The following is a 13,386-nucleotide window of genomic DNA, read 5'->3' as shown; positions in this document are numbered from 1 at the left end:
GCTTTCTTTGTGTTTATTTTTTTCAAAAATTATCTAACAACTAATTTTCTAGTAGCTGTTTTTCCTTCTTCAGTAATCTTAACAATGTAAATACCTTGGTTTAAACTTGAGATATTTAAAGCGTTGTTCAATACTTTAGAATTGATAACTTGTTTTCCTAACATGTCATATACTTGAATGTCTAATTCAGCATTTACAGCAGTTGTGAAATATAATGTATTTCCATTAGATGGATTTGGATACATGTTTAAGCCGTCAATTGCATCAAAAGAAATTGTTCCTAAGAAAGTTGTAGAAGCTGTTGAGATTTTTAACTCATCAATTTGTGTAGTTGGAGTACTAGTGTTTCCAGATTGTCTTATCATAAACCCTCCTATTTCTGCAATAGTTGAAGTAGCACTTAGTTGTTGAGGTGTAGCTGCATTAAAAGTTGCTAAATTTGGATTCAACCATGCTTTTAATGTAGTTGTTGCAAAATCGTAGCCCATAATAACATAAACTACGTCACCAACATTTCTTAAGGTAGCATCGTAATTTGTAGTTGATGAACCTCCTATGAAATCAAACCCAATTTGATATTGAGTTCCAACTCTTTTAGTGAATAATTTTGCTCTAAAGTTTTTATTTGCATCCGTTAAAATTGCAAAATAATCTTCAAATCCATCAGTAACATTAGTTAAATCAGAAATTCTCATCATAAAACCAGCGTAAATTGTTCCAGTAGTTGTAGCTGTAAAAGGAGTAAAAGGGTCTTTTCCATCTCCGCTAAATTCAACTGAGTTACCAGTACCAGTTGTTGAGCCATATGTTAAATTTCCTGCTATTATATTTACATCATCACCAGAATTTACGTTAGTCCATCTTTGTTGACTTCCTAAAGTTTGAGCTGCCGTATAGTTGAAAGTTTCTAGGTAAGGTAAAGTATTGATTGGTTTACATTCAGGACTATTCCCATTTACATCAAAATTACAAGTACCTCCGCTAATGTTGATTGTGTAATTCGTTCCTTCTGTAACTGTAACTATTATATTTCCAGCTGCAGTTGTAGTTGGGTTATTTCCACTTACAGTTCCTCCAGTAATTGTATAAGTTGCATTAGCAGCCCCTGTATATGGAATTGTTATTGTATAAGGGTCTAATGATAATGTTGATGCAGTACATGCAACAACTGGTGTTCCTAAATTTAATGTACAAGATGCAGAAACGTTTATTATTTTAATATCATCAAGTCTCATTTGAGCAGTTGCTGGTTGAGTAAAACGTAATGATAAGGTTGTTGATGATGGAATTTGTCCGCCACCTATAGTAACTAAGGTCCAGGTGTTGCTTGTGGTATTTTGTGCAAATGTAATTGGCGTCCATATTGTACCATCAGTACTCTTTTCTAAAACAAGTTGAGGAGCAGCTACCGAATTTGTTAAATAACCGAAAGATAATTCGATATTTGCTGCGGTATAAGCAGATGTGTTAATACCGTCTATTCGTAAATTTTTATTAATAGTTGAAGTTAAAAAAACGTTTCCGCTTCCAGAGGCCCCTGAATATCCTGTTGAAGCTGCAGATGTTCTTACATCGCCATCTCCAGTATAAACAATAGGACTAGTGTTTTGCCAACCTGTGTATGCGGAAATTAGCGTTGTTGAAGATGGAGATCCCATGTTTTCAGTGTATATTGTTTGCGAATTTGCAGATAACATACCTGTTAGTGTAAATAATAAAAAGTAAAGTTTTTTCATTTTTTATGAATTTAAATTTCGAATACAAAGATAATAATTATTCATTATGCATGCACAATGAAATGTTATTTAAAGGTTAATTTTGAATAGGGGGTAATGTGTTATTTAGTTGACAATCAGCTTTCTTGTGGCTGAGTTGTCTCCCTCTTTAATTTTTATAATGTAAATACCAGCGGTAAGATTAGAAATGTTTACTTCTTTGTTAGAAGTTACTGTTTCTAAAACCTTTTTACCTAGTACATCAAAAATTTCTACTTTCTTATCTAATGAAGATTTAGAGGTAATATAAATTTTCCCAGAATTCACAGGATTTGGATAAATTGTCAATCCTTCAATAGTAGGTTCCTGCGATCTATTTACTTGTGAATATCCTTCAAAAGTAAATAAAACTGAAAAAATTAAGATAATATAAAAGTATTTTTTTATCATTCGCATAATTATATAGTGTAAAGATAAGAATTTTTTAAATACAAATACAAAAATGATACCAATAAAAAAACCCTAACGAATTAGGGTTTTTTTTAACTATACAGATTGGTTTTTATAAACCTGTTGTCCAACCCAATGCCCAAGTAGGAACTCCTGTCCCATTCCCTGCGCCAGTAGCTGTTGTAGTTTCTGTGTAAGAATTTGAAACATCTACAGTTGCACCTGCAGTATTTTTACCTTTTGAAAGGTTTGTGATATTACTAAAAGTTACATTCGTTACTTTTAAATCTGTAGGGATAAATGCAATTGTTTGATCGTGCTCAATGTTTAAACCCGTAACAAAATTATCTAAAACAACGTTTGACATTATTGATCTTGTCCCTCTTCTTAATTTAATAGCATCTGGCTCACTTCCTTGATTTCCAAGTCCAATTAAACTCATGTTATTAATTGTTGGGTTTGCAATAGGTGTTGCGTCAAAATTAGCTTCTAAGTTATCTGCCTCAATTCCTCTATTTCCAATATTGTTTCCTAATTTACCATACCAGTAATTATTTGTTCCAGACCATCCTTCAGTCCAGTCAAATTGATCATCTTCATTATAAGTAGATACAATGTAAGAAGTATTAACTGTTCCTCCAAAAAATTCTACTCCATCATCTGAACTTCTGTAAAATTGAACGTATTCTATTGTTGTTCCAGAACCTACTCCAAATAATGAGAGTGCATTAAATTCTTTATTTGCATTGTAAATTGCTCCTGAATATTCAATTCTTAAATACCTGATTGTACCAGAATTGTCATTAGCAATTGTTCCACCATAAGTTAAACCTGACACTTCAGCAGATGCAGAAACTGCACTATTTATAGGTGCTTTTCCACAGATCACTAATCCACCCCAGTCTCCAGGTGCTGGACTTGAGTTAGCACTTGTCATAACTACTGGTTCAGTTGAAGTTCCATTTACATAAATTTTTCCACCTTGTGCAACTACAATATAAGCCGAAGTTCCACCTGTAGCTTCAATTCTTGTTCCTGCAGGAATAGTTAAACTTGCACCTTCTTGGATCGTTAAGGGCCCAGTTAATTTGTAAATTGTGTTTGCTTGTAAAGAAACATTTGTAAAGATGTTTCCTTGAAAATCGTTAGGGTCAATTGTACTTGTGTTCCCCCCATTTCCAGAAACATTATCTCCTTCTTCTATGTTAATACAACTCGTAGCAATTAGCGATGTCATTACAACTAAGCTAAATAATTTTACAATTTTTTTCATTTTTAGTTATTTTTTGTTGTGTTATTATTAAAATTTGTAGTTAAGCGATAAACTTGTGTTTATACCTTTTTTAAAGGATTGAATTGTTATATCGGTATTTGGATTTTCCTGAACCATTTTAAAGTCAGGATTTAATAAGTTTTTAGCAGACAATCCTATTCCAAGGTTTTTTGTTAGTTTAGATTTTAAGATAAAATCAAGAGAACCAATTGATTTTTCAACGATGTTTCCTCTTCCTTGTGTTCCAATAGCATAAATTTTATCTGAATAAGTAGAATATGCAATTGTAGCCATCATGTTAGTTTCAGTTTTTTTCCATTCTTTAAGGAAGGTAACATCAGCATTTATTAATAAATCAGAAGCTCCAGAGAATGATGCATTTTTATCAGTAAAAGTTGTGTTAAATGCAGTTTCGTTTGCTACTTTATCATTATCTAATTCTTGATTAGTATACATATAAGAAACATTTAATCCAGCAGAAATGTTATTGTTGATTGATTCATTACTTCTGTTGAATAATATTTTTTTACCTTCAAACTCAATACCTGCTGCATAACCCCAATCTCCTGTATTTACATAAGAAATGTCATTACTTGATGATGCAATTGTAACTTCATTCATTGGATTTTGAATGTATTTACCAAAACCAGTTACCGCAAATACTTCTTCACTTTTTGGAAAATACTCCCATTTTAAATCAAAGTTGTAGTCGTCTGAAGGATATAAATCTTTATTACCAATTTTTTGTTGGTTTATCTCTTCATAGATAAATGGTGCAGTTTCTTTGAACTGTGGTAAAGTGTAGGTTTTACTTGCTCCAAATCTTAAGTTTTGCTTTTCATTAAGTTCATATTTGGCAGTAACGTTTGGTAATACTCCTACTTTAGTGAAGTAATTTTTATCACCAATTGGGTCTACTTGAGTTTGCCATTTTACTCTTTGGTAAACTTGGTCTGAACGAAGCCCAACTACAGCAAAGAATTTTTTTGAAAATTGGTATTCAACCGATGTAAAAGCACTACTTATAATTTGAAGACCAGAGTATGTTTGTGGGTCTAAAGCATTTGGACTATTTAGTCCACCATTATAAGTATTGATTGTAAAATATCCGTTACTAAAATTGTTTTGATTGAAGTAAGCATCAATATTATTTGGATCAATTATTGTTGTTGTAGCTCCTGGAGCTAAAGCGTTAATTTTAAAGTTAAATTGTGTTGCTTCAAAATCTCTAGATTTATATTTTCCATTGTAACCAATAGTAACTTTACCTTTAAACTCATCTTCTTTTTTGGCAAATTTATAATCTCCAGAAAGACTTACGGCATATTCGTCTTCAGTTAATTTTTGGTAATATCTTTGGTTATCTGAAGCAGAGTTATTAGCAATTACAAAATCATTTGTACTGTTTCTTTTAAGTGTATTTGTGGTTCTATCTGGCATGTCTCCTTTTACTTGATTGTATGAGAATCCCCAGTTTGCGGCATACCTTTCTTTGTATTTATGCTCACCAAGCAATTGATTGATAAAAATAGAATTTTTAACATATTCGTTTCTTCTTATAAAACCATCCTCTTGAGTAACATCGGCAATAAAACCATTGTATTCTTTTAATGATTGATTTGATGAATTGATAAATACGCTATTGTATTTAATTTTATGATCATTATTAATCTTAAACCCAAGATTAAATAAACCTGTAGTGTTTGTATTGTATCCAAAAGACTCATACTTATTAAAATCTTTTGTTGCAACTCCTTCAGCATTTACAGATCTTGCTATTCCGTTTTTGATTGCCGTATATTCGTTATCAAATGAAACAGAAGCAAATAAACTTAATCTACTAACTTCTCCTATGTTGAATCTTTTTCCACCTGTTAGGCTTAATCCTGAAGCCCATGGAGACTCTTTATGTGGATTTAAACTGTTGTTAAAATTATAACTAGATAATACATTTGAAGGAACGCTTGAATTGTGAAAGCCTAAGAAAGATGGCCCATCTTGTAATCTAAAGTTTTTGTTTGAAACTGCATTTGTGTTTACAGCTGATTTTAAACCAAATGCTAAAAAGCCTGAACCGTTATAGTCTTTAGAAATAATATCAATATTTCCTCCTGCAAAGTCTCCATACATTCTACTATTGTATACTTTATCAATTGAAACATATTCAACGATATCTGTAGAGAAAATACCTAAATCAATATTCTTTTTTTCAGGGTCGTTAGATGGAACTGGTAATCCATTCATAGAAGTAGAGTTATATCTGTCTCCTAAACCTCTTACATATATGCTTCCAGAACCTTCTTGTTTTGATATTCCTGTTGTCTTTGTTACTGCTGACGCTACGTCGCCAATACCTTTTTTTGACAATTCTTCTGCACCAATACTTTGCTTTATTTCAATAGATTTTTTTTGCTCATTTAATAATGCCGATTCGCTTTCCTTTGTTATTGTTTGAATAACAACTACAGCTTGTAATTGAACCCCACTTGCTTCAAGTGTGTGATTTATTGTTACAGTTTGGTTTGCTTTAACGGTAAATGGAAACTCTTTTGTTTCATAACCAAGATAATTTACAACTAGAGTATAGCTTCCGGGCTTTAGAGAGATTGAATATTTTCCAAAATCGTCAGTTGAAGTACCTGTTGTTGTTCCTTTTATAAGGATATTAGCAAAAACTAAAGGTTCATTGTCATATTCTTTGTCTAAAATAGTTCCAGAAACTCTCCCGTTTTGTGAAAAACCTACAAGACTAAATAATAAAAATAATAGTAACGAATTAAATTTCATATTGTGTGTTCTAATTTTGATGCAAAGAAACCTCGGTTAAATTAATAGATTGTTAACGCCATGTTATGCTTGTACGTTAAGTGTGTTATCAAAATGTTACCACATTAAATAATTGTTAAGTGAATTATATAGTTATAATTTGTTTTATCTTTACTAACTAAAATTTTAATTTAAAGAAATGAATAATCAGGAGATTACTATTTTATTAGTTGATGACGAACCGGATATCTTAGAAATTGTAGGTTATAATTTATCACAAGAAGGATATAGAATTATTAAAGCTAATAACGGTAAAGAGGCTGTTTTAAAAGCAAAACAAGAAATCCCTCAATTGATAATTATGGATGTAATGATGCCTGAAATGGATGGTATTGAAGCATGTGAGAAAATCAGACAATTTCCAGAATTACAAAATACAATTATTACTTTTTTAACTGCTCGATCAGAAGACTATTCACAAATGGCTGGTTTTGATGCAGGTGCAGACGATTACATACCAAAGCCTATTAAACCAAGAATTTTAGTAAGTAAGGTGAAGGCTTTGTTAAGACGAATAAAAGAAAATATTGAAGTTTCAGACACTTTAAATGTAGGAGGAATTGAAATTAATAGAGAAGAATATAAAATTGTTAAAGAGGGTGAAGAAATATTTTTGCCAAGAAAAGAATTTGAATTATTTTATTTATTAGCTTCTAAACCAGGTAAAGTATTTACTAGGGAAGAAATTTTAGATAAAGTTTGGGGTAATGAAGTTATTGTTGGAGGTAGAACTATCGATGTCCATATTAGAAAATTAAGAGAAAAAATAGGAGATGAGTTTTTTAAGACCATTAAAGGAGTTGGTTATAAAATTGAATTTTAATGAGTTTTAATTTTAAAAAATCATATAAGTTTGCGGTAAAATCCTCTATTTACATTACGCTCTTTGTTGCGGTTTTGTTGTTTTTATTTAATTACTTTTTAATTCAAACCAATTATCTTTACATTGTTATAATTGTATTTTTGGTTTTATTATTTTCGTTTCTTGTATTGCAGTTTAGAGTTGAGAAATTTATTTACAGAAGAGTAAAAAAAATATACGATGATGTTTCCTTGCTTGAAAACAGCTCTTTTAAAAACGAACCAATTACTACTGATTTTAAGACACTAAGCCAAGAAGTTCAAAAGTTTGCAAGAGATAAAAAACTTGAAATTGAAACTTTAAAAATCAGAGAAGAATACAGAAGAGAATTTTTGGGAAATGTTTCTCATGAATTAAAAACCCCATTATTTACAGTTCAAGGATATTTATCAACATTGTTAGATGGGGCGATGAATGATAAAGAAATTCGAGAAAAATATTTACAAAGAGCTGAAAAGGGTGTTGAGAGATTAATTTATATTGTTAAAGATTTAGATTTAATTACTAAGTTAGAAATAGGTGAAATTAATCTTGAAAAAACCGAATTCGATATTGTAACTTTAATTCAAAATGTTTTTGAATTATTAGAAATGAAAGCAGCTAAAAAAGACATTTCCTTAACCTTTGACGGAAAATATTCAGAGCCAATAATTGTTTTTGCAGACCAAGAGAAAATACAACAAGTAGTAACTAATTTAGTTGTAAATTCCATTAAGTATGGAAAAAAAAGAGGGACTACTGAAGTAGGTATTGAAAACTTAGTAAACAATAAAATTATTGTAAGAATAACAGATAATGGAGAAGGAATAGAGAAGAAACATATCTCTAGGCTTTTTGAACGTTTTTATAGAGTAGATAAAAGTGGGGCTAGAAGCGAAGGTGGTTCAGGTTTAGGATTAGCAATAGTAAAACACATTATTGAAGGTCATAATGAAAAAATTTACATTGAAAGTGAGTTTGGAGTTGGTTCTGAGTTTTCGTTTACTTTAGAAAAGATCAAATAATTCTTTCCAACTAATTTCTTCTGTATAGTTTAAAAATCCTGAATAAGATTCTACTTCATTTAACATTTCAATTTTAAAAATTTCTTGCTCACAAAATGGAATAATACCTTCATATTTAAATTTATTTGCTAAATATTTTTGTTCATATTGTCCTGGTGTGGGTATAAAAAAAGCTTTCTTATTCAGTTTGGCTAAATCCATAATAGTTGTGTAGCCAGAACGGCAAAGTATAAAGTTGCTTTCATTAAATGCATCTTCTAATTCATCACTATTCATATAGTTATAGTAGGTTACATTGTCTATTTGTTCTTTAACTTGTTTGTTTTGAACAACCCCTTTTATAAAAATAACTTTTTTAGGATAATATTCTAATTCCAAAATTATTTTTTCTTCTAAAATAGTACGTTGAGGTTCTGGTCCAGACAATAATACCATTAAGTCATATACAATAGGTTTTGCCTTTTTAGAAAGCCTGCTTAGCGGCCCAATGTATTTCGCGTTTTTAATGGCCTCTACAGGATGTCCTAATTTACCTGATAAATTAGGGCTACTTTCAACATCAGGAACCCAACATTCATTAAACTTTTGAATATATCTTTTGTGTAATTTTGTAGTTAACCATGATGTACTTCCCGTTAAGACATTCAGTTGATGTGTAATAAATACCGAAGGTGTTTCTTTAGAGTAAACGCCTAATCGATTGTCAGAGATTATTCCGTCAAAATGATAGGTATTTAAGATTTTAGTTGTCTCTTTTTGCTCTTTTTGAACTGCAGAAATAATTTTTGGTATTTGGGCAAACATTTTCCATTTAAAATTTCTTCCTTTCTCAGCATATTGAATGTCATAAGAAGGTAGTTCAAGCGAAATAAGTTTTGGAAATTCCTTTTTTAACAGTTCTAAAGCGTCTCCATCAGATGCAATTACAGGTTCAAAACCATTGTCGATTAATCCATTAATAATAGGGATACATCTTGTGGCATGGCCTAAACCCCAATTTAAAGGAGCTACTAATATTTTCTTTTTCTGATTGTTCAAAAAGCGTTGTTGTTTACAGCAAAGTTAGGTTATTTAAAAAAAATATTCTACTTCTTTTATATTTCCTTAATTTTACCAAAAATTTATAAAACAAGTGGGAAGTAAGAATAAATTAAAGCGTTTTCAAGAAAATGAAACATTTGCAAATGTTTTTCAACCAAGCAGAGAAGAAGTAGTAGGTGGCGAATTTCCTTTAAAAGGAAAATGGAATACAGATTTTTTTAAAAATGACAATCCGGTTGTTTTGGAATTAGGCTGTGGTAAAGGAGAATATTCGGTTGGATTAGCAAAATTAAATCCAAACAAAAATTTTATAGGTATCGATATTAAAGGTGCTCGTTTTTGGCGTGGTGCTAAAACCGCTATCGAAGATAATATGGGTAATGTTGCTTTTGTACGTACCCAAATTGAACTTATTGAACATTGTTTTGCAAAAGATGAGGTTGATGAAATTTGGATTACTTTTCCAGATCCGCAAATAAAATACAAGCGTACAAAACATAGAATGACAAATGCTACTTTTTTAGAAAATTATAAAAAAGTATTAAAGCCAAATGGGTTAATGCATTTAAAAACAGATAGTGAATTTATGCACGGTTATACTCTTGGTTTGTTGCACGGAGCCGGTCATGAAGTTATTTATGCAAATCACAATGTATATAAAAACGAAGGTGCTCCTGAAGAGGTAACAAGTATTCAAACTTTCTATGAAGGACAATATTTAGAGATTAATAAGGCTATCACATACATTCAATTCCGTATTAAGTAATATGGGTTACGTATTAAAAACTTTGAGAAAGATAAATTTGTAATAAAAACGAAATGGGATTAATTGTAGATTTTATAGCCGGATATTTAGTTGCCATTGTTGGGTTTGTTGCTCCAGGAATGTTAAATGTTTTGGCAGCTAAAATTAGTATTACCGAAAGTAAAAGAGCTGCAATGTTGTTTATTTTTGGAACGCTAACCATCGTTTTGTTGCAAGCTTTTACAGGAGTTTACTTTGCTAAATTTTTAGACAATCATCCAGGTGTAAGTGAAACTCTTAAACAATTTGGAACTGTAATTTTCGTATTGCTAACAATTGCCTTTTTGTTTAAAGGATTTCAAGTAAAAAAACCACAAAAAGAGGTAGAAATTAAGTCGAAACGCAATCGATATGTTTACGGTTTAATGATGGCGAGTTTCAATATGTTTGCTATTCCTTTTTTTGCTATATCAAGTTTAACCTTAGCTTCAAAAGAACTTTTTGATTTTTCTCTGACTTCTATAATTGTATTTTCAATTGCAGCTGCATTTGGAACTTTTACTATCTTTTATAGTTATGCTGTTTTCTTTAAAAAAATAGAAGACAAGGCCGAGGTGCTGATAAATAACATCTATTTTATTTTAGCTGCATTTACAGGATTTGTTGCTGCTTTTTCTATTTATAAAATGATATTTGCTTAGCTTTTGATAAATAAGAACCCAAATAATGAAAATTTCTTCGAGCGTGTTTACGAAATTGCACGTCAAATTCCTTACGGAAAAGTAACATCTTATGGAGCAATTGCAAAAGCATTAGGCGCTGTTCGTTCTGCAAGAATGGTGGGTTGGGCAATGAACGCTTCGCATAATAGGGATGACGTTCCTGCGCACAGAGTGGTAAATCGTCTTGGTTTACTTTCAGGAAAGCATCATTTTGACGGAACAAATTTAATGCAACAACTATTAGAATCTGAAGGTGTTGAAGTGGTTGATAACCAAATTGTCAATTTTCAAAAATATTATTGGGAGCCAAGCGTTAGTAGTGAATAATGTTTCAATTATGAAAAAGTTTTTTTTAATTCTAGTTATTCAATTTTTTGTTTTTTGCACTTCAAAAAATGAACACGAATACCCAAGACTAATTGTACCAAAATCTAACAAGATTGTTGAGGTTAATACTGCACATATGTTGCAAAGTCAACCAGTTTATTTAGGAATTAATTTTAATAAAGACACTGTTATTAATACTAATATACTTAAGGCAAATACCTCTCAAGTAGAATTTAAATATGATACAATTTTACCCAAATATGATTTTAAAATAATTATTGATACAAGTTATGGTTTCCATTGTAAAAATTTTGAATATGAATGGTTAGATTTAAGAAAAAAAATAGATAGTTTAATTAAATTAAATTACACAAATAGAGAAATAGAGCCAGATTTGATTACGAAAGTTTATTTTGATAAGTTAACAAAAACGCGAAAAAAACCAGTAACAGCTTATCCGTTACTAATTTATAATAATGAATTGAAAGATGTTTTCATTTATGATGCGTTGAGTGGTTTTCAATTAATTCAGGAAGCAAAAGATATTGATGGTAAATGGAAACCTATTGAATATTTAAATAATTTAAGTTCGGATATGATAAGTCCATTTTTCCACAAATTAAAACCCAAAAAATATATTGCAATTTCTATAATAAAATATCACGGTAACTTTAAAACGAAAATAAGAGTTAAAATAAGATTAAACAATCATTATTATTATTCAAATGAAATTGAAGGTTTTATCAATCAGCCTCAATTTAATGATGATTTTTTGAATCTTGATTTTTATAAAATTTTTGACCCATATTTAGATGATGAATGGTTTTTAGTAAAAAAGAATAATAGTTTGTTAAAGAGTGATTTATGATTATTTACTTTTCGAATAACTACAAAAGCCTTCTATAAATTCAACTCGTTAACTTTCACAAAACTTTACAACTTGTAACTTTATTAGATTACAACTATATTCTTTATCTTTGCAATCTTAAATCAGTTTAAATAAAGTTAACACAACTTTCAAGTTTATACAAATGAAGTTAGATAGAAAAGAAATATTGAAAGCATTAGAAACTATTTCTGTTGCTGGAGAAGGTAAAAATATGGTTGAAAGTGGTGCGGTTCAAAACGTAATCACATTTGGAGATGAAGTATTAGTAGATCTTACTTTATCTACGCCGGCTTTACATATTAAAAAAAGAGCAGAAGTTGACATCATAAAAGTAATACACGATAAAGTGTATGAAAAAGCAAAAGTAAAAGTAAATATAAAGGTTGAAGCTCCAGAGAAACCAGAAAATCCAAACCAAATAAAAGGGAAGGCTATTCCAGGAATCAGTAATATTATTGCAGTTTCTTCAGGTAAAGGAGGAGTTGGTAAATCTACAATTACTGCAAATTTAGCAGTAACTTTAGCTAAAATGGGTTTTAAAGTAGGTGTTTTAGATGCGGATATTTACGGACCATCAATGCCAATTATGTTCGATGTTGAACAAGCAAAACCAACATCAGTTGAAATTGACGGAAAATCAAAAATGCAACCAGTTCAAAGTTATGGTGTAGAAATTCTTTCTATCGGATTTTTTACAAAACCAGATCAAGCAGTAATTTGGCGTGGACCAATGGCTGCAAAAGCATTAAACCAAATGATTTTTGATGCCAACTGGGGAGAAATCGATTTCATGTTAATTGATTTACCGCCAGGAACAGGAGATATTCACCTTTCAATTATGCAATCTTTACCTATTACAGGAGCTGTTGTTGTTAGTACGCCTCAGGCTGTAGCTTTAGCCGATGCTAAAAAAGGTGTTGCCATGTTTGCTAACGAAAGTATCAATGTTCCAGTTTTAGGAATTATTGAAAACATGTCTTATTTTACACCAGAAGAATTACCAAATAACAAATACTACATTTTTGGAAAAGAAGGAGCTCGTAACTTAGCACAAGATTTAAATGTGCCATTTTTAGGAGAAATTCCATTAGTGCAAAGCATACGTGAAGCAGGAGATTATGGTCGTCCAGCAGCATTACAAACGGGTTCTCCATTAGAAACTGCTTTTGAAGAATTAGCAAGAAGTGTTGTTGCTGAAACGGTAAGTAGAAATGAAACATTACCAGCTTCTGAGGCAATAAAAATAACAACAATGGCAGGTTGTTCTGCTGTTAAAGGAAAGTAAGATGAACAAAGAAGAAATCATAATTGGTATTGAGAAAGCTTTAGATGAAATTCGTCCTTTTTTAAACTCAGACGGTGGAGATATCTCATTGGTTGAGGTTTTAGACGGCAAGCACGTTAAGGTTCGTTTAGAGGGCGCTTGTACAAGTTGTAGTTTAAGCATTAGTACTATGAAAGCTGGAGTTGAAACAACAATTAAAAAGTTTGTTCCTCAAATCGAAACCGTAGAGAATATTGCTTAATTAGAA

13 protein-coding genes are annotated in these 13,386 nt (G+C 30.7%); 8 read left to right on the top strand and 5 right to left on the bottom strand.

What is annotated here, in order from left to right; all coding sequences use genetic code 11:
* Positions 1 to 29: 29 nt before the first annotated feature.
* From UXY25_RS11340 to UXY25_RS11325, 4 genes are all read right to left on the bottom strand, one after another.
* A complete protein-coding gene (locus UXY25_RS11340) occupies positions 30 to 1,736 on the bottom strand; it encodes a T9SS type A sorting domain-containing protein (RefSeq protein ID WP_320816137.1) in 1,707 nt (568 codons plus the stop codon).
* A 105-nt stretch (positions 1,737 to 1,841) separates the two neighbouring features.
* Complete coding sequence (locus UXY25_RS11335; protein WP_320816136.1) at positions 1,842 to 2,165, bottom strand: T9SS type A sorting domain-containing protein; 324 nt, start codon at positions 2,163 to 2,165, stop codon at positions 1,842 to 1,844.
* Positions 2,166 to 2,277: 112 nt separating this feature from the next.
* Positions 2,278 to 3,438, bottom strand: coding sequence for a hypothetical protein (locus UXY25_RS11330; protein ID WP_320816135.1), 1,161 nt, complete (start codon positions 3,436 to 3,438; stop codon positions 2,278 to 2,280).
* 27 nt (positions 3,439 to 3,465) lie between these two features.
* Entirely contained in the window at positions 3,466 to 6,225 is a 2,760-nt protein-coding gene (locus UXY25_RS11325; RefSeq protein WP_320816134.1) for a TonB-dependent receptor, read from the bottom strand.
* 178 nt (positions 6,226 to 6,403) lie between these two features.
* Between UXY25_RS11325 and UXY25_RS11320 the strand changes: the two genes are divergently transcribed.
* Together UXY25_RS11320 and UXY25_RS11315 are read left to right on the top strand one after the other, a co-directional pair.
* Positions 6,404 to 7,087, top strand: a complete 684-nt coding sequence (locus UXY25_RS11320) for a response regulator transcription factor (RefSeq protein WP_320816133.1) — start codon at positions 6,404 to 6,406, stop codon at positions 7,085 to 7,087.
* Positions 7,087 to 8,130, top strand: coding sequence for a sensor histidine kinase (locus tag UXY25_RS11315; RefSeq protein ID WP_320816132.1), 1,044 nt, complete (start codon positions 7,087 to 7,089; stop codon positions 8,128 to 8,130). Before UXY25_RS11320 ends, UXY25_RS11315 begins: the two co-directional genes overlap by 1 nt.
* Here the strand turns inward: UXY25_RS11315 and UXY25_RS11310 are convergent.
* Positions 8,113 to 9,168, bottom strand: coding sequence for a glycosyltransferase (locus UXY25_RS11310; protein WP_320816131.1), 1,056 nt, complete (start codon positions 9,166 to 9,168; stop codon positions 8,113 to 8,115). The genes UXY25_RS11315 and UXY25_RS11310 overlap by 18 nt on opposite strands.
* 94 nt (positions 9,169 to 9,262) lie before the next feature.
* On the opposite strand from UXY25_RS11310, the gene trmB reads away from it, so the two are divergent.
* The 6 genes from trmB (at position 9,263) to UXY25_RS11280 (ending at position 13,380) form a co-directional block, all read left to right on the top strand.
* Positions 9,263 to 9,937: a tRNA (guanosine(46)-N7)-methyltransferase TrmB gene (gene trmB / locus UXY25_RS11305; protein WP_320816130.1), complete on the top strand. Its 675-nt coding sequence runs from the start codon at positions 9,263 to 9,265 to the stop codon at positions 9,935 to 9,937.
* A 53-nt stretch (positions 9,938 to 9,990) separates the two neighbouring features.
* The gene (locus tag UXY25_RS11300; RefSeq protein ID WP_320816129.1) at positions 9,991 to 10,617 is read left to right on the top strand and encodes a hypothetical protein; all 627 of its coding nucleotides are present in this window, start codon (positions 9,991 to 9,993) and stop codon (positions 10,615 to 10,617) included.
* Between the two features lie 3 nt (positions 10,618 to 10,620).
* Positions 10,621 to 10,965 carry an MGMT family protein gene (locus tag UXY25_RS11295; RefSeq protein WP_320816128.1) on the top strand — a complete coding sequence of 115 codons (345 nt, stop codon included), beginning with the start codon at positions 10,621 to 10,623 and terminating at the stop codon, positions 10,963 to 10,965.
* A gap of 10 nt (positions 10,966 to 10,975) precedes the next feature.
* Entirely contained in the window at positions 10,976 to 11,833 is an 858-nt protein-coding gene (locus UXY25_RS11290) for a hypothetical protein (protein ID WP_320816127.1), read from the top strand.
* Between the two features lie 163 nt (positions 11,834 to 11,996).
* Positions 11,997 to 13,139 (top strand): Mrp/NBP35 family ATP-binding protein, encoded by a 1,143-nt coding sequence (locus UXY25_RS11285; RefSeq protein ID WP_320816126.1) that lies wholly within the window; start codon positions 11,997 to 11,999, stop codon positions 13,137 to 13,139.
* Between the two features lies 1 nt (position 13,140).
* Positions 13,141 to 13,380, top strand: a complete 240-nt coding sequence (locus UXY25_RS11280) for a NifU family protein (RefSeq protein ID WP_320816125.1) — start codon at positions 13,141 to 13,143, stop codon at positions 13,378 to 13,380.
* Positions 13,381 to 13,386 lie beyond the last annotated feature (6 nt).

This window comes from Flavobacterium sp., from assembly GCF_034111225.1.
Classification (GTDB): domain Bacteria; phylum Bacteroidota; class Bacteroidia; order Flavobacteriales; family Flavobacteriaceae; genus Flavobacterium.
Note: the sequence above shows the minus strand (reverse complement) of the source record. Positions and strands in the feature narration are given on the sequence as shown.

What these genes read in the sequence shown, in the direction of transcription:
- UXY25_RS11330 (WP_320816135.1), bottom strand. Translation starts at nt 3,438, where the DNA reads ATGAAAAAAATTGTAAAATTATTTAGCTTAGTTGTAATGACATCGCTA.
- UXY25_RS11335 (WP_320816136.1), bottom strand. Translation starts at nt 2,165, where the DNA reads ATGATAAAAAAATACTTTTATATTATCTTAATTTTTTCAGTTTTATTT.
- UXY25_RS11320 (WP_320816133.1), top strand. Translation starts at nt 6,404, where the DNA reads ATGAATAATCAGGAGATTACTATTTTATTAGTTGATGACGAACCGGAT.
- UXY25_RS11285 (WP_320816126.1), top strand. Translation starts at nt 11,997, where the DNA reads ATGAAGTTAGATAGAAAAGAAATATTGAAAGCATTAGAAACTATTTCT.
- UXY25_RS11340 (WP_320816137.1), bottom strand. Translation starts at nt 1,736, where the DNA reads ATGAAAAAACTTTACTTTTTATTATTTACACTAACAGGTATGTTATCT.
- UXY25_RS11300 (WP_320816129.1), top strand. Translation starts at nt 9,991, where the DNA reads ATGGGATTAATTGTAGATTTTATAGCCGGATATTTAGTTGCCATTGTT.
- UXY25_RS11315 (WP_320816132.1), top strand. Translation starts at nt 7,087, where the DNA reads ATGAGTTTTAATTTTAAAAAATCATATAAGTTTGCGGTAAAATCCTCT.
- UXY25_RS11290 (WP_320816127.1), top strand. Translation starts at nt 10,976, where the DNA reads ATGAAAAAGTTTTTTTTAATTCTAGTTATTCAATTTTTTGTTTTTTGC.
- UXY25_RS11280 (WP_320816125.1), top strand. Translation starts at nt 13,141, where the DNA reads ATGAACAAAGAAGAAATCATAATTGGTATTGAGAAAGCTTTAGATGAA.
- UXY25_RS11325 (WP_320816134.1), bottom strand. Translation starts at nt 6,225, where the DNA reads ATGAAATTTAATTCGTTACTATTATTTTTATTATTTAGTCTTGTAGGT.